This is a genomic window from Ktedonobacter robiniae (assembly GCF_016587375.1).
Taxonomy (GTDB): domain Bacteria; phylum Chloroflexota; class Ktedonobacteria; order Ktedonobacterales; family Ktedonobacteraceae; genus Ktedonobacter; species Ktedonobacter robiniae.
In genome coordinates this window covers 1352735-1379677 of record NZ_BNJG01000001.1, presented here as the reverse complement: position 1 = coordinate 1379677, position 26943 = coordinate 1352735, and the positions used below count along the sequence as shown (strand labels likewise).

Genomic DNA, 26943 nt, shown 5'->3' with positions numbered 1-26943 from the left:
CATGCAGAAAGGGAGACAGATGGCACAAAGCAGAAAATGGGAGCGTGGAACCCACAGCCAGAAGAAAAGCGCTGTCGCGCCTTCTTTGACTACCGCTGTAGAGCATCCTACATTTACAGATGAGGCCTCTCGCTTCCTCGTTGAGACTATGGATCAAGGGGCGCTCTGCTCCGATGAGCAGGGACGTATCTTGATGGTAAATGAGGCAGCCCTCACCATGTTAGGCATGACGCGTGAGCAATTGTTAGGACAGACAACGATTGACCCATTGGGTAAGGCGCTTCGTGAGGATGGAACCCCCTGTCCGGCGGAGGCACAACCGGCGGCACTGGCACTTCAACAGGGCAAGCCTGTGCGTGATATGATGCTTGGCTGCTTCAATGAGTATGAGCAGAGCTATCGCTGGCTCTTGATGAGTGCTATCCCACAAATTCGTCCCGGTGCGCAGAAACCCTCTCGTATTTTTACCCTGTTTAGTGATTTTACTCCCTATGCTTACGTGTTCGATACTCTGTTGCGGCAGGTTGGTCTGACCGAAGGTGATAGCAAAGAGCGCCTGCAAGAGTTTGAGGTTATTTTTGAAACCGTTTTCCGCTGTATCTCCATTTACGATCCGCAGGGACATATTAAGCGCTTGAGTTTTCCGCTCCAACGTGCCTTCCAGCTCTCGGCTGAGGAAGCGGGCCAGCAGACGCTGCAAGCCCTGAGTGAGCACTTTCAGTTTGAGGATGAGGAGGGGCATGTTCTTGCGCTGGAGCAATGGCCCATGATGTGTATGTTGCGAGGCGAGATACAAAAGAGTCGCGTGGTCAGCATCCGCCCTAAGGATCAACCCGAACAGCATCCTATGCATGTGACCATGTCTGGCCTACCCATCCACGACATCCAGGGAGCCATTGTGGGCGGGATCATGATTTGTATTGATGTGACGGATCAGCGGGGGGCTGAACGCTGCTCACAACGCGCCTTACATGCCTTGCTCACCATGGCCGAGGCGATGGTGACGGAGCCTCAAGACACGGGGACGCTCATCGCACAGAGCACAAACGTGGCGCAGCCTCTGGAACGTTTTACCGAGGTTGAGCGTGGCCTGGCGCAACTCCCGCTTGGCTTGCTCGATTGCTCCTGCGTTGCTATCTTGCTCTTAAACGAGGAGACGCAACTGTTATCCCCCGCCATCGTCTTGAGTCCTGCCTCTGACCTGGAGCTGCTCTGGCGTAATCGGCTTGAGGGAGCTTCGCTGCATGCCCTCCTGGGAGGTGACGAGCAAATACGGCGTTTTTACCAGGGCATACCTCTTGAGCCAGCTACAACGCTCTTTTATGATCAGCCATCCTATAAACTGGTTGCGCCCATCTCCCGCTATCAGAAGCTGAAGGGCGTGCTACTTATTGATTATGGCGCTCAAGAGCCACTCCTCTCTGGTGAAGATGACGCGCTGATTCTGGGTGTCGCGCGCCTGGCGGCGCTCCTTGTTGAACGTGAGCAGGCGCAGTATGAGCGTGATCACGCGGTCGCCGAATTACAAAAGAGCAACGCCAGGTTAGAGTTGACCAATCGCATGAAGAGCAATCTTGTCTCTATTGTGAGCCACGAATTTCGTACCTCTTTAACAGACATTCAAGGCTTTAGTGAGACCTTGCAGCGTAATGAGCTAAATCTCTCTGAGGTCAGAGAATACGCGACCGATATTCGCAAGGACGCGCAACGCCTGGTAAGCCTCATCAATGATATGCTCGACCTGGATCGTCTCGAGATGGATCATATACAGCTCCACCTTAACTGGCTTGATCTTAACGCGCTTATTAATGAGGCGGTTGCGCGAATGCGTCGCCATACGCAAAACCATACCTTCCGGCTCCAGCTTGCCAGGGCGCTCCCGATTCTCTGGGGAGATCGCGAGAAGCTTATGATCGTCCTGATCAATTTATTGGATAACGCGATCAAATACTCGCCTGATGGAGGCGCCATTACGGTCGTGAGCGAGCTGGAGGATCTCTTTGTGCATATCAGCGTGAGTGATCAAGGCGTTGGCATTCCTCCCGAAGAACTTGAGTATGTTTTTGAGCGCTACAAGCGTCTTCCCTCTGGTTCGGCAATCGTTGAGGGGCGTGGTCTGGGGCTTTCTATTGTGCGCGAGATTATCCTGCTCCATGGCGGCAAGGTCTGGGTGGAGAGCGCGCAAGGCAGAGGGTCGATCTTCCATTGCACATTGCGAACCGCTTCAACGTAAGGGGAACCGTCTTCACATGTCTGTTCCTTTCCATTTCGTGCCACGAGAAAGGCATTGCGTCTCTCTCATGTCTCTTGCGAGTTGGTCTTTTTTGGGGTAGCATTGCATCAATGAGTATTGATGCAAATTGTATTGATGGAATGTGAAAGGAGAGAGATGTCCGACCTTGTGCTATCGCCACCTTCGATCCTCAAACTCCTTGCTCATGAGGTCCGATGGAGCCTCTTACAATGCCTGGCTCGCAGCGATTATCGTGTCCATGATCTCGTTGAGAAGCTCACGTTACCGCAAAATCTCGTGTCCTACCATCTCAGGCAACTTCGCCAGGGTGATCTGGTCACAGAACGCAGAAGTAGTGCTGACGAGCGTGCGGTGTTTTATCGCTTGAATGTGGAGAAGATCCAGCTCCTTTACCTGGAGGCAGGTACTGCCTTGCACCCATGTGTGACGGCTCCTTTGTTCCCAGTGTCACACGGGACACCGTTGGTCCCTTCTCCGCAACAGGAGATGACACAGCAGCCACAGCCATTGCGTGTCCTGTTTCTCTGCACGGAAAATAGCGCACGCTCTCAGATGGCTGAGGCGCTCCTGCGTCATCTCAGTGACGCTAATATGGAGACCTTCAGCGCTGGAAGCACCCCTGTTGAGCAGGTTCATCCCCAGGCTCGAGGGTGCATGGAGAGGATGGGCATTGATATGAGCCAGGCGGTTCCGAAGCACCTTGACCTCTTCCAGGGACAGCGCTTCGATGCCATCATTACCGTGTGTGACCATGTTCATGAAGTGTGTCCGACGTTTCCCGGAGATCCAGAGCGTATCCATTGGAGCGTTGCTGATCCAGCCGAGAGACAAGGGACTGAGGAAGAGGTACGCGCTGCCTTCGAGCAGACCGCGTTGCACCTGACGACTCGTCTGCGTTTCCTGCTCCCCCTTCTTCAACGAGAGAAAGGACTGATCCTTCCATGACACAACGTGTCTTATTTCTGTGTACCCACAACTCGGCCCGCTCCCAAATGGCCGAAGGACTGCTCCGGGCATTGGGCCAGGGGCAGTTCGAAGCCTATAGCGCGGGAACCGAGGCAGCGGTTGTGCGCCCGCTGGCCATTGATGCCATGGCGGAACTGGGCATCGATATTTCTGGCCAATTTTCCAAAACGCTCGATTGCTATGTGCAAGAAGCATTTGACGAGGTGATCACGGTCTGTGATGCCGCCGCTGAAACCTGCCCATTCTTTCCCCATGCCAGGCATCAACGCCACTGGTCCTTACGAGATCCTTCGCAAGCCACTGGCAGCCACGAGGAGCAACTTGCTGTCTATCGCCAGGTACGCCATGCCCTCCAAAAGCACATTGAAGAAGAATTGCTTGCAGCACGTTGAGCTTCGTAACGTATGGAGGCGAGAGATGGTATGAGGAGCCACACTCTCTTCTCTCTTCTTGTTTTGCGAAAGGATGTATTGTGTATGAAAACAACGTCGTTATTGCGTCGCGCCAGCGCAGAACTCATTGGGACCTATGCCCTGGTCACCGCTGGCTGTGGCGCGATTGTGGTTGATAGCATGACAGGCGCACTGACGCATGTGGGGGTTGCGCTGACCTTTGGACTCATTATTACCGTGATGATCGCGGCGACAGGCCACCTTTCCGGCGCCCACTTTAATCCTGCCGTGACCGTCGCCTTTGCCCTGACCCGTCACTTTGCCTGGAAAGACGTTCCCGTCTATATTGGTGGACAACTCCTGGGAGCGATCCTGGGAGCTGGAACCCTCCGTCTGCTTTTTGGCCCTGTGGCCGATCTCGGCGCAACGCTTCCCCATGGAAGTGTGTGGCAGTCCTTTGGTCTGGAGGTCGTGCTCTCAGCCGTGCTGATGTTTGTCATTATTTCTGTGGCTACCGATACTCGAGCGGTGGGCCAGTTGGCCGCGCTTGCCATTGGCGCCACCGTAGCCCTTGATGCCATGTGGGGAGGGCCTGTCAGCGGCGCGTCGATGAATCCCGCGCGTTCCTTTGGCCCCGCGCTCCTCTCTGGCGCATGGAACGGACACTGGGCCTATTGGATCGGACCTCTGCTTGGAACCTGCTTGGGAGCTCTCCTCTACCAGTGGTTACGCCTGCCTATGGCAACCTCTCTCTCTACACCTCAAGCAGAGCCAGAGACGATCTTCGTAGAAGAGTGAGCATAAAAACAACGAGCAATGTATGCTCATAGTGATCTGTGCTTTACTCTCACGAACCTCTGCCAATGACCCCTCGAAGGAGCTAACCACTTCTGCGGTTGGCTCCAGTTCCCGCTCATTTGCTCTTATATCTACCAGTTCTTATATCGCTCACACCATGCTATCATGGGTTCTCTTTGTTTTTTTGTTGTCTCTATCAACGTTGTGATTGACAACGATATGGGGAGGAGGTATACTGAGCTCATCACTCGTTGCTTGACGCAACGAAAAAAGATAGGAGGAACACCATGGGATCTCATGTCTCGACAGGAGCTTTGTTGCGAGAAGTCGCCCGCTTACATGTGCAGTTACAGCGCAATTGCGTGGCCTATTGTAGAGGAACAACCTCCACCCAGTGTACGGTGCTTACCGAACTGGGACGGAGTGAGCCGGTGACACTGGCAGAACTGAGTCGCCGGGTTGGCCTGGATAAGGGCTGGACCAGCCGCGCCGTTGAGCAGTTGGTGCAGGAGGGACTGGTGGAGAAAGTTGCCAGCACGCGGGATCGGCGAACGGTGCAACTGTCGCTCTCTCCCGCAGGCAAGGAACGTCTCGCCGAACTGAATGGGACGCTTAATGATCTGGCGGAGCAAACCTTTGAACACATTCCCGCAGCGCAGCATGAGATGGTCCGTTCCTCCCTGGAACTCCTCCAGCAGGCTTTACACACCCTGACGACGGAAGCAGAGACAATCGACAATGCAGACCAAGGAGGGGCGGCATGCGGGTGCGAGTAGCCACGGTGGCAGACTCCTTGGCAATGGCAACCATTTACAATCAGGGGATGGAGGACCGGGTCGGAACGTTTGAGACGCAGTTGCGTACTGAGGCTATGGTGGCATCCTGGTTTGATGGCATCCATCCCATTGTCGTGGTGGAGCAGGAGCAGGACATTATCGCCTATGCCTCCACTTCCTCGTATCGCTCACGTCCCTGCTATGCTGGCATCGCGGAATTTTCGGTGTATGTTCGCCGCGATTGGCGAGGCAAAGGTGTGGGGCGCCTGGCCATGACGCATCTGCTTCAGGAGAGCGCTTCTGCGGGGTTCTGGAAACTGCTTTCACGCGTGTTCGTGGAGAACGAGGCCAGCCGTGGCCTGTTACGCTCACTGGGATTTCGTGAAGTGGGCATCTATGAAAAACACGGGCAACTTGATGGCATCTGGCGCGATGTGGTGATTGTCGAGTATCTTTTTGCCAGCAATCTAACCAGTGCGTCCTTTGACCTGTCATCTCGTCATACTATTTAGCAGAGAAATTTCTCGCATGTTTATTTCTTTGGAAGGAGACACTCCATGTATCATACTATGGCATCTGAAACGCACTCTTCGCTCCCAATTGCCATTATTGGCGCTGGACCGGTTGGACTGGCTGCCGCCGCTCATCTTCTGCGCAGTGGGGAAACCCCTCTTCTGTTTGAGGCAGGCGACACGGTAGGGGCCTCTGTCCTTGACTGGGGACATGTCCGCTTGTTCTCGCCCTGGCGCTATATGCTCGATAGCCAGGCCGTCTCACTCCTGGCAGAAACCGGTTGGCAAGCTCCTGATCCTGAAAGCTATCCAATGGGACGCGAACTGGTTGAGCAGTACCTCGAACCTCTGTCTCAGGTGCCAGCACTGAAATCCCACCTCCATCTCAGGACCAGAGTGCTCGCTGTGACACGCCTGGGATACGATAAGATGAAAACGCCAGGTCGCGAAGAGGCGCCCTTTGTGCTTCGCGTCGAGCACGCGAGTGGCGAGGAGGAAGATATTCTGGCGAAAGCTGTCATTGATGCCTCTGGCACCTATCGACGTCCCAATACGCTAGGCGCGCATGGCATGCCTGCATTGGGCGAGCGAGCCTTACAACAGCACATTTTCTACGGCATCCCTGATGTGCTGGGCAAAAACCGAGCGCGCTATGCTGGCCGTCGTATCCTGGTCGTTGGCAGCGGACACTCGGCCTTCAATGCACTGCTCGAACTCGAAGATCTTGTGCGAGAGGAACCTGCGACCCAGGTGTTCTGGGCAATTCGTCGTAAGGAGGCAGGCCAGATCTATGGTGGCGGCGAAAGTGATGCGCTCGCTGAACGCGGCCAGCTCGGCGCACGGATGCGTCACCTGGTGGAAAGCGGTCAAATCCGCCTGGTAAGCAATGTCCAGATTCAGAAGCTTTCTCAGACGGAGCAAGGAATTTCCCTTGCAGGCTATGAAGAGGAGCTTCCCCCAGTTGATGAGATCATTGCCACCACTGGCTTCCGCCCCGACCTCTCTCTTATCAACGAGCTCCGCCTCGCGCTTGATCCTGCGGTGGAAAGCCCGGTTGCCCTGGCGCCGTTGATTGATCCGAATGTGCATAGCTGTGGGACGGTCCCGCCTCATGGGGTAGATGAGTTGACCCATCCAGAAGCCAATTTCTATATCGTGGGAATGAAGAGCTATGGTCGTGCTCCAACCTTCTTAATGCTCACGGGATACGAACAGGTCCGCTCGATTGTGGCTGCCCTCACGGGGGACTGGGAGAGCGCGCGCCGAGTCGAACTGGAATTGCCAGAGACTGGTGTCTGCTCGGTGGATAGCGGTGGGTCCTGCTGTGCGACGCCACCCGCTCAGGTTCCACTGACCCTTGGGGTCAGGCAATTCGCCGGGAAGGGCCTCGAGGTGGTGACGCCAGGGAACTGCTGTGGCTAGCAATGAGGCTGGAGAGAAGCTTGCCTCTCTCCAGCAGCATCGTGCAAACGCTTCCTTCATGGCGAAGGAGCCATTCTCTTCCAGGCGCTCTTCTTATGGCTGGATTCTGGTTGGAGCCCTTGGCCTGACCACGATTCTTTCCTATGGCACAACCCAATATCTCTTTGGCACGCTTGTTGTTCCCGTGAGCGACACCTTTCATTGGAATCGGGCCAGTATCTCCAGTGTCTATGCAGTGAGCTTGCTCCTCGCAGGACTGCTGGGTGTTCCTGTTGGGTACCTGGTTGATCGCTATGGGGCTCGCCTGCTCATGACGCTGGGGTCTCTGCTGGGTGGACTGACCTTCTTTGGACTCGCCTCTGCCCATGCCGCCTGGCAATTCGCGCTCTTGTGGGCGGGAGGCATGGGCCTGGCGATGGCGCTCTTCCTCTACCCGGTCACCTTTACGGTCATTACGACCTGGTTTGAGCAAGGACGAGGCAAGGCGTTTGCGGTCCTGACCTTTCTGGGAGGACTGGCATCACCCATCTTCTTTCCCCTGGCAGGGGCCTTGCTTCCCATGATGGGCTGGCGAAGCATGCTGCTCCTCTTTGGGGGAATGCATCTCGTCATTGCCGTGCCGCTGCATGGACTGCTGCTGCGGCGAGCCCCCAGAAGAGCGCGATCACAGAAGCAACAAGAGCACGCCTTGCTACGAGAGGAAGGGATGACGGCTCGGCAGGCCTTGCACCAACGTCCTTTTTGGACGCTGACGGTCTCGTTTGCCATCGCCATGCTTGGTAATACGGTCCTTTTTACCCACCAGGTCGCGCATCTGATCCAGCGAGGGTATGATCCCGTGCTGGCCGCGACCCTCGCGGGAGGATTAGGTCTGGCAAGTTTACCGGGACGCGTTGGGCTCAATCTCTTGAGCGAACGAATCTCCCCACGGCTTCTGCTCGGTCTGTGTCATGTCGTGCAGGCGCTGGGCGTCGTTTTCCTCATCCTGGCCCCATCGGTTCCCTGGCTGCTGGTGTATGTACTTCTCTATGGAGCGGCCTTTGGAGCGATCTCTCCGCTCAAAGCCTCTGTCGTTGCGGACTATTTTGGCAAGAAAGCGTATGGAGCCATCACGGCCCTGCAAGGATTGCCCATTGCCCTGTGTACGGCGGCAGGTCCTGTCCTTGCAGGCTGGCTCTATGATCTGCTCGGGCGCTATGACCTCGCGTTCTGGTTGTGTGCCGGGGGATTTCTCCTGGCGGGCATTGGCATCGCCCTCACACCCCCAGCCAGACTATGGATGCACCCTTCTTTGTAAGAAAAGGAAAAGCGTGACCGTGTTAGCAGGCGGGCCTACCTGCTAACACGGTCACGCTTTTCAGCGCTTACGCCGCCAGTTGCCAGAGGGTGGCGAGGAGAAGGGTCGCTGCGATGCGAAGAGCCTCTGGCTGGACGCGCTCAATCGTATCCCCAGGGGTATGCAACTGTGCCGCTCCCACACTCAATCCCACCGCAGGAAAGCCTGCCTGGGTAAATTGCCGCTGGTCCGAAGCAATGTTGCCGACGATGAGCGGGATATCGAGCCAACGTCCGGCGTGATCAAGGGCCTGGAGCAAAGGTTCGGTCTGCGAGCCTGGCTCAACCCAGACGGCGTCATTGAGACAGGCTGCCCCATCCAGGTTGAGCATGAGCGGCGCGCTCCCCTGTGTTTTGAGTTGAGCGGCCAGGACAGAGGACCCTTGCGTCCCGACTTCTTCCGCATCGAAGGCGACAAAGAGGAGAGGGCGCCTGAACTGGAGCCGAGCCTGCGTGATGATCCGAGCGAGTTCGAGTAAGACCGCGACAGCAGCCGCGTTATCTGTGGCCCCTGGAAGGCGGGGTCCTCCCACATCATCGCCAACGCCATCATAATGAGCCCCCAGGATCAGTGGTGCATTGGCTAGGAGCGTATCGGTTCCCGGACGGTGTGCCAGAACATTGTATCCCTGGGTCTGGTGCGCAAAGACCGGAACACGTGCGCGTATCCTTGTTCCCACTAGTTGCGCATGGAGGTCCACTCGAACTGAGAGTACTGGAAGGGCAATGGGTGCATGGGCAATGATACGTTTTACCAGATAGCCATCAGCGGTTATGTAGAGAGGCGTAAGCAGACCAATCGCTCCTTGGAGCGCAAGCTCGTCGGCCAGCGTCGTGAATGCCGCCCCTTGTGGCACGGCATCGAGCGCTACCCACGCTCCCCGGTAGCGGCTACTAGCTCCCTCTTCCGAAAACGCAACAACTCTCCCTGCTACGATTTCCGGCTGAAAGGCGGATCGTGGATGCTCACAGTACTCTGTACGCTGTACAAAAGTGTGGAGCACCTCACCCTCAGACGTCACCTGTTCCAGCAGGAGTGGGGCGGCCTGTTCAAATACTGGAGCCGAAAGCGGAAAGGCCTGTGTCGTCGTCTCCCACTCCAGGGCCTTCCACTGCTCCACGAGAAAATCCGTTGCCTCCGCATGCCCCTGCGTGCCCACCCGTCGACCTGCAAAAGCGGGAGCACACAACTGCTGTGTGTGCTCCATTATGCGCGTTGGATCGAGAAGGGTGAGGGCCGCGAGAAGGTCAGACGGGGCGGCTTGCTCAATCACCATGCTGTCTCTCCTTCTACCTACCTCGTGTTATTAGCAGCATCGCTGTTGCCCTGAAGGGGAAGACCCTTTCACGGGTTCCCCACAACACCCACCTGCCGCCTGTGAATCGGCGGCGAGGGACTGGTTCGTCGTAGGTTCTCCGCAACACCCTGCTTCTGCGGACTGACTGGTTGTGCCGCAACACCCGCCGGTTGCCTGGGCATCTGAGGCGACGACAGCCTGGCTGGATAGGGGTTCCCCACAACATCCTGTTCCTGCGGACTGACTGGTCGTGCCACAACACCCACTCTGCTGTACTGGCAAGGTGGAAACGGTGGGAAGGCCGTGCTGAAAACCACCTCTGGTTGCTGGTTTTGACGAATTGGAGACCTGGGTCATAAAGGCGTGCTCCTTTGTTTTTCTTTTCGTATGTTTAACTGTGTCTGCCCTTTGGCATGTTCATTTGGGTAGACGTGACGCTTCGCCAAAAGACGCAGCAATCACACACAATTTCGGTGTACAGACAATAAAGCCAGCAAACAATGAGGATATGATTGAAGCTAGACCAGAATGCTTCGCGTTTAGATGCGTCCTTTTTGATGGTGCTCCGTCTACCCGTGTAGAAATGATTGCAACAACAGAAAGGGCATTGAGGATGTTTCGAGAAGAATCACTGGCGCACTGGCGTCAGCAGGACTATGAACAGGCTCGCCTCCACCTACATCAGCTCCATATCGCACGTGAGGCCAGGGGATCAGACAGGAGAAAAAGCCCATGGATGGACCTTGTTTCGGCTACGCTCAGGCATGGGGTTTCGCTGCTCCTTGACACAGATGGAACGAGGAACCATAAAGCGCAGATATGTTGCCCTTCCCAGCCCTTGACGTGCTGTGCATAATACAGGCAGACGATCTCCATCAGAAGAGAAGGTACGAATTGATGTTTCACACGATTGAGTCTGCCTGGCAGACACTGCACGACCCCCTTTATCGCTTTATCCGCCGACGCGTGGCAACCGAGGAGCAGGCCGAAGACCTGCTCCAGGAGGTCTTCCTCAAGATGCACACGCAGATCGGCTCGTTGCGCGAACACGACAAACTGGAACGCTGGATGTATCAGATTGCGCGCAACCTGATTATCGATCACTATCGCAAAGGGCGGCAAGATATTCCCTTAGAGGATGCTGAGGAGATGCTGCCACTCGATGAAATCCCAGAGGAAGATCTTCAGGCACAGTTGGCTGCGTCGGTCGCAGCCATGATTGCGTGCTTGCCCCATGACTATCAAGAGGCGCTTTTGTTGACCGAGATGCAAGGCGTCTCACAGAAAGAACTGGCAATGCGTTTGGGCCTCTCCTTTTCAGGAGCCAAATCACGGGTGCAGCGAGCGCGTGAAAAGCTGAAACAGATGGTACTTGATTGCTGTCATATCGAGTTTGATCGTTTGGGACGCGTCATTGATTACTACTCCCATTGTGGCTGTTGCCAAACACAAAAACAGGAGAAGAGCGCGTGCTCAACTCAGCAGTGTGCGTGTACATCTCAAGCGACAAGTTCATCCTCTGCATTGATGATTACCTCGTCAATCATCAATGCAGAGGATGAACTTGTCGCGATCTAGAAGCGGTCACTATTACAAATATGTATCATACGGCCCCTACCAACCTTTTGATCAGTATCATGAGCAAGTCTCGCCACGAGGGATTGTGTCCTTACAGCATGTTTACGTCTGCACCTGGCAGAGCGGAAAGGACAACCACCAACACCTATCAAAAGCAGAGGAAGAAGAAGTATAGGCACAATCTGGCGCAGATGATTGGCATCAGGCCACCCATAAATATTAGCCTAGCGCTACGTAAGGCGCTACGCGGGGTAGATTGGCGAGTACAAATACGTTGCATGATTTAAGACCATGGTTCTTGGTATCGAGGACCAGAACGCCTATTTGTTCCTGTTTTGGCGAGAGTTCGCGTAAATCAAGGGCTAATACATACAACAAGAGGAGATACAGGTTGAACCTGTATCTCCTCTTGTTGTATGTGTTAGTAGGTCTATCTTTGCTGTTGGTAGGGGTTCTGCACGTAGCTCGGTTGGCCAAAGTAGACGCGTGAACGCCGTTGACCAAACAGCAGGTAGAGTAGTGGGCCAATGAAAGGAATCAGCCAAATGAGGAGCAGCCAGCCTAGCATACCAAGGGCCGAATGGTCGTCTTGCAGTACCATGACTGTTTCTATTACATGGCCGACGAGAGGTATAAAAACTATAATGAGGAACAATAAGCTATTGAATAAACATCCGCGGTTGCCTGACATTTTTATATCTCCTTCATACTATAAGGCGTTTTAGGCGTATAGCAGGTTGCTGATACAGCTACTGACAATTTTGTATTCTAAGCATTGTGTATGCTTCGATGTGCGATTTTTTCTTGCCTATAGAGAATACGGATAGAGAAAGCAGGGCGTTGCAGATAGTCTTTCGCGGTCGATGTAGCGCCAAGAAAAAGTGGATACAGGCCGGACTTGTATCTGCTCGCATGTCTTTGCTCCTCGGAAACGTCATGCTTGTGCCTCAGCATTCCCCGTTTGGCGTTCCTGTTCCTCATAGGTGTCGAGAACAGGTTTGACAATAGTGGTGTCTCAGCCCAGCTATTAGGTAGTGTTATCTCTAAAGGCTAGACAAGGTTCCTATCGCCTTAGCCAGATGACTATGATACACAAAGGAAGCGGCAGTACTGCTGCTCCCTTTGTGTATTGCTTACACCAAAGATTGGCTCTTCTATTTTTGATGGTATTGGCCTATGCATTGTTCCCGATTGGCTGGTATAGTTAAAAGAAAGCAGGTGTGCATAGTCTGTTGACAGGGGAGATTGGTGTCAACCAATGAAGGGAAAAGACGCATGGTCCATAAATTTGAGCAACCACAGGAGCATTCACCGTTGCCCCTGTTTACCGCTTCGGTATCGGTAATGATTCAGCTTGAGCGCTCGAATGGTGTCCCACTCTATCGCCAGATTTACGAGCGCCTGCGCAATGCGATCCTGGGTGGTGAGCTTCCCGAGGGCACGCGCCTCCCTACCGAGCGCGCCCTGGCACGAGAACTGCATGTCAATCGCACAACGGTCATGAATGCTTACAATGAGCTGGCGAGCGAGGGCTTGATCGAGGGGCATGTTGGTCGGGGAACGCTGGTGAAGCGCACCTATTTGGCACGAGAATTGGATGATGAGCCATTTGAACAGCATATGCCCTCCTGGTTGTTTAGCCTTTCCGCCGAAGAGGAACTGGCCCTGGGACATGATGCACGCCTGATGAGCGAGATTACCTCATTGGGAGATCAGCAAGAGGTCATCTCCCTGGCGGCAGCCACGCCTGCTGAGGGTTTGCTTCCGGCTGAATTGTTACGCGAAATAGTGCAGGATGATTTACTCACCGCGCGGCAGAACGCGCTCGGGTATTGCCCGGTCGAAGGTTTACAGAGCCTGAGGCGTGGCATTGCTGAACGGATGCGTAAGCATGGTGTGCCCGTTGATTTTCAACATATCCTGGTGCTCTCAGGCTCAACGCAGGGGATTGGCCTTGTGGGGCGTTTCTTGCTGCATCCGGGCGACGAGGTGGTAGTGGAGGTACCTACCTACCTGGGCGCGATCCAGACCTTTCGCGCGCTTGGTGCCAGGGTCATTGGCGTCCCAATTGATAATGAGGGGATGCGCCTGGATCTCCTGGAAGCCATCTTAGCTCGTCGCAGTCCGCGTCTTATCTATACGCTACCAACCTTTCAAAATCCTACGGGTGTAATTATGTCACCTGCGCGCAGACGACGCCTGTTGACCCTGGCACGACGTTACCAGGTTCCTATTCTCGAAGATGATCCCTATGGCGAGATTTATTTTGAGGGTGAAGCGCCCCAACCCTTAAAGGCCCTGGACACACGGGGAGATGTGCTCTACCTCAGTACCTACTCAAAGCTCCTGGCTCCTGGTTTGCGCGTGGCCTGGTTGGCGGCGCCAGAACCCCTCATCGAACGCCTCTCACTCCACAAACAGATTTTTGACCTGAACACGACGGCCTTGGGACAATGGCTGGTATCAGAGATACTCCAGCGCCAGATGCTGGACCCTCACCTGGCCAGGGTGCGCCAGCAGTATCAACGGCAGCGCGATGTCATGTTTCAGGCGATTCAAGAGCATTGGCCGACGGGAACACGTGTGACGCTGCCGCGAGGCGGCTTCCATCTCTGGTGTCGCCTCCCGGGAGATATGCGTGCACGAACGCTTTTACGAGAGGCTGCCCAGGAGGGAGTTGCGTTTGTCCTGGGAGAGCCTTTTCATATTGATGGTGGTGGACGACAGTATATCCGCCTGAGCTACGCCGTAAGCGATGAAGTGCAGATCAGGGAGGGAATACGGCGTATAGGGCTGGCCATGCGCCGTATTCAGAGTCGACGTTCACCACGCGATGAACAGGAAGAACTGCACATTGAGCGCATGCCCATGGTGTAGTCCAGAAGAATAGGATCTACGAAGCGGAAACGATAGCGTAGCGATCAGTCTTTCCGTACATAGCGGTTTCCTTAAGTTTCTCTACCAGAACCAGGCGTGCTACATAGTATGAGGCGCGTAAGCGCTGCTGATCGATATGAGTATCAGGTGGGTGAATATAGGTGATATCGACATTATGACGCTTAAAGGCTTCGACAAAAGCTGACAAATCGTCGACTTGTTCACGAAAGTGGCAGATGGCGGCCTTCTTCTGTACAGGAGGGAGCGTAAGAATTGCCGCAACGAGCTTATCAAGGAGTTCTTCGAAGGCGATGCGTTGGAGTATCTCATACAATGGATCACCCATGCCCTGGCTAAGGGCTAGCAGTGGTACTCCTTGAGGTTCTCCCTCGTCGTTCGTCAGCAGAGGATATGTCTGCTGGCGTCGCCGACAGTGATCGATAATTTCGCTCTTTACCGCGCGTTGGAGGTATGCCTGGGGATGCTCAATAGTCGTACGTGGAAGCAGGCGAGCCAGTTTAATGAGAACGCCCTGGACTATCTCATCACACTCACATTCGGCCATGCCAGGATTGGCGAGGCGATGTACCAGCCTACGAATACGCGGTTCTAATTGTACGAGGATGACATCTACAGGAGCGTTTGAATCACATAAGAAGAGAGGTTGCTCGTTTTGCATGCATCACCTCATAAGAAGTTGGGAAACGCTTACTGTCTTTTTATCATCGCTATTAATATTATGATCAATATATTCGTAAAAATCAATGTAATATGCTATAATATTTTTGTGGCCAGGTGAAATGAAGGGAACTATAAGCTTCCTTAGGCAGAGTATTTATGGTATAGTACATATTGTAATATTTTTAGGAAGGCTTCGTAGAAAAGAAGTGTTACGTGCATACGGCAAGGAAGAGAGTACTGCACATGACCGAGACATACGCAAGCCTGGATCTCTCCCCCTGGCGTCCTACGCCTACCACTATCTCGCCTGAGTGGCGAGATTTCATCACGATGGTAGTTCGCGAAGCAGAGGGGCAGCCAAAGCCACCCTATGCCTATGTATTTAACGTGCGCTATGATGCATGGAGTGTTGGCGATCAGTTGCGTGATTGGGGTCTGCCCGAGCCCGTAGTCATCGCTGGCTATCTGCGTTCCTCTGACGAGACCTTGCTGAGCCACGTGACGCTTCCTGGCGCGGAGAAGGTACGCGCTCATTTTAAGTCCTCCCTCCTCTACACTCGCTACATCGAGGAAGAGCAGCTTGCCAATCTGCTGATTCCACCCTATCCTGATCTGGGCGCATTATTAATTGCCCTGGCTGTGCATTACCAGGCGTTCTGTGAATTAAAAGAGCATACAACACATCAAACTTTGGCTGGTAAATTGCTGGATGATGTCCAGAATGCTAAGCGAACGCTCATTCATATTACCAAGCGCCTGGGCCTGTGGGATTTTAAGCGCCAAATTGAAGACATTGCTGAGGAGCTAATTCATCCAAAGACATTTTTAGAGGATAAGCAGCGCTACGAAAAAATACTCGCCCGCGACTCTGACAAAATAGAGAGTTTAAGGTCAATCTTTGAACAATATTGTCAGGTAGTTACTGATAGGCCGGTGCATGTGGTGTGCATACCATGCGGTATTGACGGTTTGAAGCGGCGCAGCCAGGATACGCATACGACCGCGACTTCTCAGAAAGAGCGACTCTACGGTTTTGATCTTGTCAACTTTGATGTCATTGTGCCCGTAATTTATGATTGTTACTTAGCAATGGGCGCTCTCTTTCAACTAGGTACGGTGCAAGATCGTGTGAGTGACCAGATTGCTCATCCTAAACCTAATGGTTATTGTCACCTTGCCTTTGGTTTGACACTTGATCCCTTCGCTCACCCTTTACGGAAGTTGCCATGGTTGGCACCAGATGGAGAGTTTACTTATAATTGCTTTTTTCAGATAGGTACGAAAGTAACTCAAGCTGGCATCTATTATGGTTGCCTGAATGAGAAAATCTATGCCCTATACGATGAATCACAAACTGCCCGTAGTAATGTGCCAAATATGCATGACATAGATTCTCGTTCTACCTGGTTTGGTGAAGAAGGCAAGATGTATGCCGCCATTAAAGATGGCATGGAAAAGGCTGATAAGCTAGATGAAGATGATATAGAATCCAATCCTATTATCGTCTATGATAAAAGCCATAGTCATCGTCCCATACATCTTCCCAAAGGAGCAACGGTTTTAGATTTCGCATATAAGCTCGACCCTGAGATAGGATCACGTGCGGTGGAAGGCTTCATAAATAGCAGAAAAGCCACATTATTCCATGAGTTGAATGCTGGCGACATTGTAGAGATCAGGACCGCGAAAGAAACGCAAGTAAAGGCCTACTGGCAGGATGATAAGTATGCTACCTCTGACCAGGCGCAGGCCCACATCCAATCGGTTCTCAAACAAGAGTCACATAACTTTCGTAGTTATGAACTCATCCGTGAAGCACTTGAGTTTTATCACTACCCACTGACGCTTGAGGAATTAGATGAAGAGTTGCGCTTGCTGGTAACACGTCAGAAACTCGGCACACGCCAATCTTACCTGGAGCAGCTTAACAGTGATGGTAAAGATCCATACACACCTGAGTGGGCAGCGCAGCAGATTATCCAGCGTCGCGCTGAACACAACGAAACTCATACGCTGGAGATTGCAAAAGAGACAACCGATCTCGTTCCGCAGGTTCTCCTTGGCGATTCTTACTCGCATCCGCCACGTTTATGTGGCTCTTGCCAGCCTATGCCCTCGAAGCAAACAACCGTTGCTTACAAGGGGAAAAATAGCCGCGAACTGGTCGCGCATACACTGAATTGTTTGCATATCACACGCCTTAATGAGGCGCAACGAGCACGGCTGATTCCTGTACAGTGGCAATATCGTCCAGCAGCCTTTAAAGTCGCATTCTTCATGTTGACGGGAGACCGACGTGGCCTGGTATTGGATATCACGAAAAAGTTGCGCAGACGCCACTGCTCCTTGCTTTCTATTCACGCAGAAGCCATCTTGAAGTTCAAAAAGGCGGAAGTGCATTTCGTGACGGAACTCTACGAGTATCGCGAGGTGGCTGAGATTATCAGTGATCTGAAATCAATTAGCGGCGTGACTTCAGTTGAGGTAGACGCAGCTCGCACCGTTCCCTATATCTACCAACGTATACGTGAGCACCAGCAAGAGAAGCCTATGCAACCCCAGAAAGAGCACTGGCACGATAGACTCTTCTCGCTTGGACCCCGGTCCGCAATCCTGAAAAATGCCTATGATATCTCGCGTCCAGCCTCCTCGAAGATGTTCTTTGGTCGCGAGAGCGAACTGCGTTATCTGGCGCGGGAGCTTTGTGATGGGAGCGAGGGGAAAGCGGTTGTATTATATGCCCCTCGTCGTTCCGGCAAATCGTCATTGTGCAAAAATTTTCTCGCCCGCCATATTACTCCTCCCGCCTGGGGCGTCTTCTACTCCCTACAGGGGGTAACCCGCTTTAACGAGGAGCGTATCTTACGCAATATGGCGGATGAGATTGGCGCCAGTTTTCAAGAGCATTTTAATCGCTCTGCTCCAGAGTGGGACGCTCTGGACCAAGGCGATGTGCAGATTTGCTTTCGCCGTTTTATTCAACGCTGCTTAGAGAGCGCGCCTGGTTCACGCCTGGTGCTGGTGTTAGATGAGTTTGGAGGAGCTTTACAAGCATACGCGGATGGTATATTGGAGTTGCGCTTCTTTACCTACTGGCGAGAATTATTGAGTATTATCTCGCAGGTGAGTTTGCTTCTTGCCCTTCCTACCAGTTCCCACGCCTTGCTGGCTTCTGAAGAGTTTGTCAATGCCTTCAGTTTTGCGCAAAATTTGCCCATGCCTTTTCTGGACCAGGCAAGTGCGGAACGATTACTGACGGAGCCACTACGCGAATTGCGGGTACTTATCTCCTCTCGTACAGTACATCAAGCGGTGCAATTAACAGGGGGAAATCCCTACTATATGGCCCTAATTGGAATGCAGTTTGTGCGCCTATTGAATGCACACGCGCAGAAGCAGCAGGTAACGGATGAAGATCTGCAACTGGCGATAGATCATATTATCGAGGCTGGTGGTGAGCAAAGCTTTTCGTATTATCGCCAAGAGCTACATGGTGAACTGGAGCCGCGTATTTTAGATGAGATGCTTGAAATTATGGCGAATTCGAAACACGCCATGATTTCGTTGCGGCAACTGACAAAAAACTTGGGGATGGCTGAAAGAGAGATTCGCCCAGCCTTAGAGCGGTTGCGTAATGGTCTGATACTAGATGAATACGCAGGGAGACGCAACGCGAGTAATCCCGAATATACTTTTAAGATTGAACTGGTCAAGCTCTGGCTCATGCGTAATCGCTGGTTGCTACAGTCTTAAGCAAGGAGGAAGGAGTATGCTTATGTCGGATGTACACTCCTGGCGCACATTGTTTAATCCCTTCAGTTCGGGCGATATGCCCGGAACCGGTCGCGTTTCTGGCCGTAGCACCGATATTAGAAATTTGATTGCCAATCAACAAAGCGCCATTATCTTGTCTGGATCTCCTCGCGTGGGCAAAACGGCCTTCGTACGTTATCTTAAGGGCGTGTCTTCTGTGGCCTGGTCCTGGCGTGATGAAGTAAGCCTGCACGATTTGCGTGAGCAGTTTGCACTTGACCAGTTATATTTTACTCAGATAGATCTGACGACCCTGGAGAATGCGCAAACTGCTCAAGAACTCCTCTCTGCCTTCGTGACTGAATGTAAGAGAAGTCTTGATACTCCCTATGCTGCAGCGAAATTGCCATCTCTCTCCCATGATATCAAGGGCTTAAGGTCTTTGTTGCGCTACTACACACGCGAGTTTCCAGAGGCGCGTTACTTTGTGATGCTTGATGCAGTGGAGCGTCTGGCACGCCTTGATATGGCTATCCCTGAGTTAGAGGGGAGCCTGGCTCAGACCCCGCAGGAGCGCGGAATTGCCTTGCTCAACCATTGTGGGGCTATTCGTGTCCTGGTCGATTTAATTGATGAGTTTACGAATTTTGGCGTGATCTTCTCTATCCAGAGCCTGGCTCGCCCGAAGCTTGTGGACCAGTTTGTGCATGTATCTGCCGATCTGGCACGCTTTACGACAATTGTCCTTCAGTGCCTGACGCATACCGACGCCCAGGCCTTTTTGGGGCAGAGCCCGGAAGATTTTGGCGAGGCGTGGGCGCAGGCCTTTTACCGGCTGGGGGGACAGGAAATATTTACACCTGGTGAGCAGCAATGGTTATATGAGCAGGCGGGAAGTCATCCCTATATACTGTTGCAATACTGTTACCATACCTTTCATTTCAAGCAATTGTATGCCACGCAGTCTCAACAGTGGCTGGAGTTGCCCATTGAAGGTCGGCAGCAACTGAGCGAGCAGGTAAATAGCGCGGTGACAACCTTCCTCACCCTGCATTGGAAGCGTTTGCTAGAGGCTATTGAAAAGGGAAATAGTGAGACGAAGGCTCATTTCTTTGAATTTGTGCGCGTGTTTGAGGCGCATAACGCGGATGAAGAGATAGCACCTGAACTCTGGAACAACCTGGGGGCGGAACTCCGCTATATTCTTTCCAACGAGGGGGTAATTCGCTATGAACCTTTTCAGCCTGTGTATTATCCAGGAGCGATCTTGTGCCAGTATCTGTTGGAGAAAGCACGGATGCAGACTCCTCCCAGCAGTCGCGGCTTCTGGCTTACTATTACGCGCCCCTCTAAGGCTCCCGAGCGCCTCTCGCTCTCCGAACTAGAGTATCACCTGATTAAAACGCTCAGGCAGCACCCTGTGCGCTGTAGCGAGGAAGAGTTGATGCAGGGGGCCTGGGGGAAACTCATCGAGCGCTCAACCTTTACCCAGCGCATGCATCATTTGCGCAAGAAGCTCAAGGATCACAGCGATAACGTTGAGCTCATCAGCAATCACTATGGAGGACTGTATTCACTGAACCATGCAGATTGGTTGCACTTAGAATGATATAGGGCTTATGACATATGAGCAGAATGTGCCAATGATTTGTTCAAAATGTTGAACCATGTTATAGATGCAAGCTGCTTTAACGGTTTTTTGGCTATGCATATGAAAAGCAAACCTGCATGGGATAGGGCTGTCTTAAGATATTTTTTTCCTTGTTCCAGTAAGTTGGCATCGTATTCGCTATCAAAGAGGATGCACATATATGCGCAGACTATGGCCTTTTCTGTAAGGTAATACTCTAATAAAAGGCGAGAAGGTGCATTATTTTCTCCCATTGCGTTGAGATATACTTCTATAAAAGTGTTAAGGAGAGACCGAACCTCTCTTTTTGATAAGTTGGATTGCTGAGACAGCTGAACTTCTAAATCCATAGTTAGCATTGCAACATCGCTCAGCGTATCAATATTGCAAAAATCAGGTTGAAAGTCAACACAGTCAAGAGCATTAAACTGCTTCCCCACAATCCAAATATTATTGGTCTTCAGGTCACCATGACAGCGTTTTACTTTGCCTTGGCGTTGTTGAATATCCTTGCTGCATGTTTTATGCATAAAAGACATTAGTATATAAAAAATGTAATAAAGAAGAATGGCCAGGAAAGGAGGGAATGATTTTTTTATAGCTCTATGCAAGCATTGTTGATTTAAATGCCATTTTTTTTTAGTTGTTTCTAAGATATTTTGATTTTGTAATGGCGTAGTTAAGCCTTTATGCATTCGAGCTATCTGGATGGCAAGGCGCTGGAGTCCTATGTTTGTTTCAGAGTTCCTTCGTTGAAGTTGTAAATCTAAGCGACTGGATTGCTTTAGTTCTTTCATTATAGTGACATATTCTGCTGATAAATCAATGTTTGTAGAATCTGGATGTTTTATGAGTTTACCTAGCGTAATTGTCTTATTATCTTGTTGGGTAATTGGTGCAATTCCCAAATAAATGTTGTGGGCAAACTGGCGATTATATGCCAAGCCCTCGATAGTATATTGACGGCGTTTGTCTAGGGTGTTTGTGAGATATACCTCATTGGTGCAAGGGAGCCAGGTTTTTGCGCAGAAAAAGCATTTCTTTCCCTGCTCTGATTGAAGAAATAAGACTGACGTGGCTGAAGATTCATATCTTTTGTAAATGAAGTATTTTCCCTCTACATAAGGCTCTTTATTCTGTATTTCAACTTGGGGATTACGCCTACGTTGCAGACGTACTGAAGTATTTTTCCTTGCTAGATTATGTTTAGTAATAGTATGTGGGCCAGCCATCTGTATATTATGGCACATTAAAACTCAATGATTAATTTGAGGTGATGAATGTGCATTCCCTTCCAATTTATGTTGATAGGACTCACGGATCAATCTAGCGTCATTTGTTTGGCTAAAGAGTTGAACCCACGACATGAGTGTTAAGACAGTGTTGATCTTACTTAACACCTTGGCCGTGAGTGAGAAGATATTTCAAACTGACGTACAGCTGAAATTTGACATTGTAATACAAAGACATAAGATTGTTTCCGCAATTCCTGAGTATAGTATAGCGAATGTAAAGAATATAAATAAGCCAACTGGTACATATGTGTGGTTGCACCGCATATTTCAAATCTGCTCTTTTGATAGCAAGATCTAAAAAGATCGTGTGTTCTAGTAATTTGCTCGTTCTTTATGCGCTTTGTTGTGTAAATGTAAGGCTAAACTTATTCTTGCTATCTGTGATGCTTAAAAAGCGCTTATCGTGTTTCAGCAAAAATTTTTTGAAGCCTATCTGCATATATAGCAGCAATTGCTAAATAACCAAGCCCCTCCTGTATACGTTTGTCAGCAAAAATATTTACATATGTGCATATAATTGCTTTTTCTATAATGTACCATTGCCAGTGATGATAACTATAATTGCTTGTGATGCGGTTGAGATAACATGTTAAGAACAGGTCAACTAGTTGTTCTGGCGTATCCTTGAGCGTCTGTCCATGCTGCCAGCGGGCTGTAAGATGGGCTTCAAGATCCATGGCGAGCATGGCGACATCGCTCATTGGGTCGATGTGGGCAAATTCGTCTTTGAAGTCGATGCAATCGAGGGCTAAGAGGTGCTGTGCCTGGCGTGGCGGGGTATGGGTAAGCCAGAGATTATTGACTTTAAGATCTCCATGACAGCGCCTGGTAAAGATCAGGCGTTGCTGAAAATGTGCACTATGTTTGTGGAGATAGGTCTCCATCGTATCGAGGATCATGCGTTGAGGCGTTGTAAAGTCGTGTGCAGGAAAGAGATGGTGGAGGTGGGCAATGGCTTCATTAAAGAAACTTTTATTTAATTCCCACTTCTCTTGCAGAATATCAAACTTGCTTAAATGAGGAGGGGTGGGCTCAAGATGCTGGTGCATGTGGGCGATGGTGGTGGCCAGAAAGTGCATATCCTCCCTGCTACCAAAGTTGCCCCTGTGAATCTGATTGTCGAGGCGCCAGTTCTGGGGGAGACGCTTCATGACCAGGGCATAGAGTATCCCTTTCTCCAACTGCTCTGGCTGAGGATGCGTAAGTAGTTCCCCTAGTTCAATTGACTGCTGATCCTGAAAATGGTAGATGGGGGCAATCCCGAGGTAGACGCCAGGGGCATGGCGCCGGTTGAAGGCGAATCCATTAAGCGTATAAGCGTTGCAAGTGTCGATATCACTGGTTACATAGATATCGTTTTCGAAGGCGTGCCAGAGTTTAAGGCAGAGGGGAACTGTCATGTCTTGCGACTCGACAAAGAGAATGAGGGTGGCTTGTGAACGCAAGGTGTGCGTAATGGTATGTCGTCCCCGGACATGCCCCTGAATATCTTGAGGCAACAGGTGATTGGCTGTAATGTGAGGGTGGATATTGGCTGATCCAAAGAAAGATTCTGCGTTTGGAGGGATAGCGAACTCTTCGCTTATGGAGGTTGAACGCATAGATACTGAGCCCTTTCGTGTCCAACAAATATAGGCTTTTAAACCTGGCTAAGGAACACTTTGTTGATCGCTGGCGTATCAGCAACTACAACGAGCGCTTAGCAGATAGCTTTTCAGTATCTAATGTACCAGATATTTATTGTTAATGCAATAGATGCCTGAAATGTCAGGATAGTTTTTTATGTTTTTAACGTATAAGAGATAATAAAGCTGATAATGTTTCTGCAAAAAACTTGTAAAGATAAACAAATAAGCGGATAGAGAAGAGACTTTATTGCGCTATATACGCCTATTCAGTTGCTTTTAAGGAGAGGCTGGATTGTTTACTCAACAATATTGTTTGACGAAAGGGAAAATCGCTGTGTTTTGGCCTTGACAAATGATTTCCAGGTTGTCTATACTTATGGGTAACAAGTTTAGAAACACAATCGCACATTTGTACAATCTATACACGCAGTTATATGAAGAACTGCACTCATCCAGAGAGGTGGAGGGATACGGCCCTGTGAAGCCCGGCAACCCGCTGCAATGTCGCACGAAGGGTGCCAATTCCGGCAAAGCTTTGCTTTGCAAGATGAGGGGAGTAGCGAGGTAGCGAAGCCCCTGAAGAGGGGTTTTTTGTTACCCAAAAATAGGGCGTACTGCTTCTCCGAAACCCTGAGCGCGGAAGCGCTAGTCGCGAGAGCGACGTTGGGTTTCGGAATAAGAACATAGAAAAAGCAGCTTATGAAGCTCTCTCAACACCGTGTGAAAACTGGTAGGAAAGACGAAGAAGAGGACGAGTAAATGTTATGGGTGGCTACAGCGAGTTGACGATGATGAGAAGGTCAGCGCCATTCCAGCATTGAATATGACCTCGGAGTCGCAGATTGAAAAGGTTGCGCACAAACTGCGCAGTACCGAGTAGATCGAGCCGTGTGGCTACGTTATCAGCCAGAGTGCCCCACAAATGTTATCGTGGATTCTATGGCACTCGTCGAGGTTGACGCTGTGAAGCGTTGACAAATCAGGGTGGTACCGCGAAGACGTTTACCCTCGCCCCTGGAGTGGGTGAGGGTGTTTTTTTATCCTTCACCCTTCGGGTATAGCATATGAATACAGTGTTTCTGCTGCATAAAGTCAGAATAAGTGTAGTGTTGTGGCATGGGCGTTCTCGCTTAAGTGATAGCAAGCAAGGACGCAAGTGACAGCTGGCAACCAGAAGAAGGAGCGCATGAATGGTAGCACAGATAAACTATACCAAAAGGGTTTTGACTCCAATTCGTGAAGAACAGAGCACCGGCACCTATACCCTGGATCGTTTGTCCTTGCAGCGTGGGGGACTCCTGGGACCAATCACCGTGGCATATGAGACCTGGGGGACGTTAAACGCTCTGGGAACCAACGCTATTCTCGTGACCCACGCCCTGACAGGGGACACTCATGCCCATGATAGCGAGCATCCTGATGATACCAAGACCGCATGGTGGAACCCCTTGATCGGTCCGGGACGCCCCATTGATACCAATCGCTATTTTGTGATCTGTTCCAACGTACTGGGCGGTTGTAGTGGAAGTACTGGACCAGCCTCGGTTGATCCTCGTACTGAACATCCTTATGGTATGCGTTTCCCGATTATTACTATTCATGACATGGTGCGCGCGCAGCATGCCCTGGTGGAGCACCTGGGGGTGCGTCAACTGGCTGCCGTGTATGGCGGTTCGATTGGTGGGCAGCAAGCCCTGGCCTGGGCTGTGTTGTATCCAGAAATGGTGCAGCGTGTGGCCGTCATTGCGGCCTCTGGCAGCCTTACTGCCCAGGGAATCGCCTTTAACGAGGTGGCGCGCCAGGCCATTATGGCGGACCCACAATGGAACTGCGGCGACTATGCTCCTGGTCGCGGTCCCGCTACCGGCTTGAGCATCGCCCGTATGCTGGCGATGATTACCTACCAGAGCGAGGAATCGATGGAGCAGCGCTTTGGGCGGCATGCAGCTCGCAGAGAAGAGGTAACATCACCGACAGCCCATCCCGACCTGGGTGGACGCTTCGATGTCGAGAACTACCTCTACCATCAGGGTGAGTCCCTGGTGCAGCGCTTTGATGCTAATAGCTATCTCTACCTGAGCCGGGCGATGGATCTCTTTGATATCAGTGAGGGCTTCTCCTCACTGGATGCAGCCCTGGCGCGCATTCGTAGCAAGGCGTTATTTATTGGTATTAATTCTGATTTTCTCTTCCCGGCCAGGCATGTGCGGACGCTTGCTGAGAGAGTGCGCCAGCTTGGTGGGAATGCAACATATATTGAATTAAATTCACCTCATGGACACGATGCCTTCTTGAAAGAGTGGGCACAAATGACTGTGGCATTACAGCAGCTTTAAACGTTTGGCTAACAGCTTCTAAGGAGTACGACTATCATGGCTTTGAACAGTGATCGTGAGTATGGTTTTGAGACACTGTCGCTTCATGCAGGTCAGGAGACCGCGGACAAAGCAACGAATGCCCGCGCGGTCCCAATCTATCAGACAAGCTCGTATGTCTTTGACAGCCCTGAACATGCCGCCAATCTCTTTGCCCTCAAACAGTTTGGCAATATCTATACCCGTATTATGAACCCCACTCAGGATGCCTTTGAGCGCCGTGTGGCGGCGCTGGAAGGCGGCGTGGGCGCGCTTGCAACCTCTTCGGGCCAGGCGGCCGAAACATTGGCGATTCTCAATATCGCGGGCGCTGGTGATGAAATTGTATCGTCCGCAAGTCTGTATGGTGGGACATACAACCTGCTGCACTACACCCTACCCAAGCTGGGTATTACTACGCATTTTGTCGATAGTCGTAATCCTGAGAACTTCCGCGCGGCCATTAACGCGCGTACTAAGGCTATTTTCGCGGAGACCGTGGGAAATCCCCGCCTGGATACATTGGATATTAGCGCCGTGGCCGCGATTGCCCATGAGCATGGCCTGCCGCTGATTGTCGACAATACGCTGGCAACGCCCTACCTGGTCCAGCCGATCAAGCATGGGGCGGATATTGTGATCCATTCAGCGACCAAGTTTATCAATGGACATGGTACCTCCATCGGCGGCATTATTGTCGATAGCGGTAAATTTGACTGGGCGGGGAGCGGACGCTTCCCTGGACTGGTTGAGCCTGATCCCTCTTATCATGGCCTGCGCTATGCGGAGGCGTTTGGACCCCTGGCTTATATCCTCAAGGCACGTGTACAGCTACTTCGTGACCTGGGTGCGGCAACAACGCCGTTTAACTCCTGGCTCTTCCTGCAAGGCCTGGAGACGCTGGCCCTGCGCATGGAGCGCCATAGCCAGAACGCGCTGCGCATCGCGGAGTTCCTGCAGTCGCATCCTGCTGTAAGCTGGGTGAGCTATCCGGGCTTGCCAGATCATCCACAGCATGAACTGGCGAAGAAATACTTCACTCATGGGTATGGAGCGATCCTTGGCTTTGGCATTAAAGGCGGTGTTGAAGCAGGCAAGCGCCTGATTCAGCATATCGAACTCTTCTCGCACCTGGCGAATGTGGGCGATTCCAAGTCACTGATTATTCATCCCGCCAGCACCACGCATGCACAGTTGACGCCTGATGAGCAGATTTCAGCGGGTGTCACGCCAGATTTCATTCGCCTCTCGATTGGTATTGAGACGGTTGAGGATCTGATTGGCGATCTGGACCAGGCGCTAAAAGCGGCTGTGAGCGGCGTTGAAGAATTGTCAAATGTATAGCAGATGAGGCTTCGTGAGCGGGAAGACTACTCCACGGTTAAGGGGTTAGC

20 protein-coding genes, 1 riboswitch and 1 other annotated feature are annotated in these 26943 nt (G+C 51.7%); of the genes, 14 read left to right on the top strand and 6 right to left on the bottom strand.

Annotated features, from left to right (window positions below):
- The first annotated feature begins 19 nt into the window (after positions 1–19).
- The 8 genes from JMJ04_RS05655 to JMJ04_RS05620 all read left to right on the top strand — a co-directional run bounded on the left by JMJ04_RS05655 (position 20) and on the right by JMJ04_RS05620 (position 8417).
- Entirely contained in the window at positions 20–2233 is a 2214-nt protein-coding gene (locus JMJ04_RS05655) for a PAS domain-containing sensor histidine kinase (RefSeq protein WP_201369565.1), read from the top strand.
- Positions 2234–2389: 156 nt separating this feature from the next.
- On the top strand, positions 2390–3199 hold the full coding sequence (locus tag JMJ04_RS05650) for a metalloregulator ArsR/SmtB family transcription factor (RefSeq protein ID WP_201369564.1): 810 nt from the start codon (positions 2390–2392) through the stop codon (positions 3197–3199).
- The gene (locus JMJ04_RS05645) at positions 3196–3612 is read left to right on the top strand and encodes an arsenate reductase ArsC (RefSeq protein WP_201369563.1); all 417 of its coding nucleotides are present in this window, start codon (positions 3196–3198) and stop codon (positions 3610–3612) included. Before JMJ04_RS05650 ends, JMJ04_RS05645 begins: the two co-directional genes overlap by 4 nt.
- 84 nt (positions 3613–3696) lie before the next feature.
- Entirely contained in the window at positions 3697–4410 is a 714-nt protein-coding gene (locus tag JMJ04_RS05640; RefSeq protein ID WP_236037927.1) for an MIP family channel protein, read from the top strand.
- 287 nt (positions 4411–4697) lie between these two features.
- Positions 4698–5186 carry a MarR family winged helix-turn-helix transcriptional regulator gene (locus JMJ04_RS05635; RefSeq protein WP_201369561.1) on the top strand — a complete coding sequence of 163 codons (489 nt, stop codon included), beginning with the start codon at positions 4698–4700 and terminating at the stop codon, positions 5184–5186.
- Positions 5171–5698: an arsinothricin resistance N-acetyltransferase ArsN1 family A gene (locus JMJ04_RS05630; protein WP_201369560.1), complete on the top strand. Its 528-nt coding sequence runs from the start codon at positions 5171–5173 to the stop codon at positions 5696–5698. Before JMJ04_RS05635 ends, JMJ04_RS05630 begins: the two co-directional genes overlap by 16 nt.
- 45 nt (positions 5699–5743) lie before the next feature.
- Positions 5744–7120 carry an NAD(P)-binding domain-containing protein gene (locus JMJ04_RS05625; protein ID WP_201369559.1) on the top strand — a complete coding sequence of 459 codons (1377 nt, stop codon included), beginning with the start codon at positions 5744–5746 and terminating at the stop codon, positions 7118–7120.
- Positions 7113–8417, top strand: coding sequence for an MFS transporter (locus JMJ04_RS05620; protein ID WP_201369558.1), 1305 nt, complete (start codon positions 7113–7115; stop codon positions 8415–8417). Before JMJ04_RS05625 ends, JMJ04_RS05620 begins: the two co-directional genes overlap by 8 nt.
- Positions 8418–8484: 67 nt before the next feature.
- On the opposite strand, the gene JMJ04_RS05615 is transcribed toward JMJ04_RS05620, so the two are convergent.
- Together JMJ04_RS05615 and JMJ04_RS05610 are read right to left on the bottom strand one after the other, a co-directional pair.
- Positions 8485–9732 (bottom strand): M28 family metallopeptidase, encoded by a 1248-nt coding sequence (locus JMJ04_RS05615; protein ID WP_201369557.1) that lies wholly within the window; start codon positions 9730–9732, stop codon positions 8485–8487.
- A gap of 68 nt (positions 9733–9800) precedes the next feature.
- Complete coding sequence (locus tag JMJ04_RS05610) at positions 9801–10010, bottom strand: hypothetical protein (protein WP_201369556.1); 210 nt, start codon at positions 10008–10010, stop codon at positions 9801–9803.
- 640 nt (positions 10011–10650) lie between these two features.
- Between JMJ04_RS05610 and sigZ the strand changes: the two genes are divergently transcribed.
- Entirely contained in the window at positions 10651–11331 is a 681-nt protein-coding gene (gene sigZ, locus JMJ04_RS05605; RefSeq protein WP_201369555.1) for an RNA polymerase sigma factor SigZ, read from the top strand.
- Between the two features lie 430 nt (positions 11332–11761).
- Here sigZ and JMJ04_RS05600 read toward each other — a convergent pair whose 3' ends face one another.
- Entirely contained in the window at positions 11762–11932 is a 171-nt protein-coding gene (locus JMJ04_RS05600) for a PLDc N-terminal domain-containing protein (protein WP_201369554.1), read from the bottom strand.
- A 674-nt stretch (positions 11933–12606) separates the two neighbouring features.
- On the opposite strand from JMJ04_RS05600, the gene pdxR reads away from it, so the two are divergent.
- Positions 12607–14208 carry a MocR-like pyridoxine biosynthesis transcription factor PdxR gene (gene pdxR / locus JMJ04_RS05595; RefSeq protein ID WP_201369553.1) on the top strand — a complete coding sequence of 534 codons (1602 nt, stop codon included), beginning with the start codon at positions 12607–12609 and terminating at the stop codon, positions 14206–14208.
- Between the two features lie 16 nt (positions 14209–14224).
- On the opposite strand, the gene JMJ04_RS05590 is transcribed toward pdxR, so the two are convergent.
- On the bottom strand, positions 14225–14887 hold the full coding sequence (locus JMJ04_RS05590; protein ID WP_201369552.1) for a sigma factor: 663 nt from the start codon (positions 14885–14887) through the stop codon (positions 14225–14227).
- Positions 14888–15132: 245 nt separating this feature from the next.
- On the opposite strand from JMJ04_RS05590, the gene JMJ04_RS05585 reads away from it, so the two are divergent.
- Positions 15133–18642, top strand: a complete 3510-nt coding sequence (locus tag JMJ04_RS05585) for a TGS domain-containing protein (RefSeq protein ID WP_201369551.1) — start codon at positions 15133–15135, stop codon at positions 18640–18642.
- A 22-nt stretch (positions 18643–18664) separates the two neighbouring features.
- A complete protein-coding gene (locus tag JMJ04_RS05580; RefSeq protein ID WP_201369550.1) occupies positions 18665–20251 on the top strand; it encodes a helix-turn-helix domain-containing protein in 1587 nt (528 codons plus the stop codon).
- 8 nt (positions 20252–20259) lie between these two features.
- Here JMJ04_RS05580 and JMJ04_RS05575 read toward each other — a convergent pair whose 3' ends face one another.
- Positions 20260–21504 (bottom strand): aminoglycoside phosphotransferase family protein, encoded by a 1245-nt coding sequence (locus JMJ04_RS05575; protein ID WP_201369549.1) that lies wholly within the window; start codon positions 21502–21504, stop codon positions 20260–20262.
- A 461-nt stretch (positions 21505–21965) separates the two neighbouring features.
- Entirely contained in the window at positions 21966–23168 is a 1203-nt protein-coding gene (locus JMJ04_RS05570) for a phosphotransferase (RefSeq protein WP_201369548.1), read from the bottom strand.
- Between the two features lie 472 nt (positions 23169–23640).
- Positions 23641–23749: riboswitch (SAM riboswitch) on the top strand.
- A 179-nt stretch (positions 23750–23928) separates the two neighbouring features.
- Positions 23929–24214 (top strand) — a binding site (T-box leader).
- A gap of 171 nt (positions 24215–24385) precedes the next feature.
- Here JMJ04_RS05570 and metX point away from each other — a divergent pair.
- Complete coding sequence (gene metX / locus JMJ04_RS05565) at positions 24386–25531, top strand: homoserine O-acetyltransferase MetX (RefSeq protein ID WP_201369547.1); 1146 nt, start codon at positions 24386–24388, stop codon at positions 25529–25531.
- 36 nt (positions 25532–25567) lie between these two features.
- Positions 25568–26893, top strand: a complete 1326-nt coding sequence (locus JMJ04_RS05560; RefSeq protein WP_201369546.1) for a homocysteine synthase — start codon at positions 25568–25570, stop codon at positions 26891–26893.
- Positions 26894–26943: the final 50 nt, after the last annotated feature.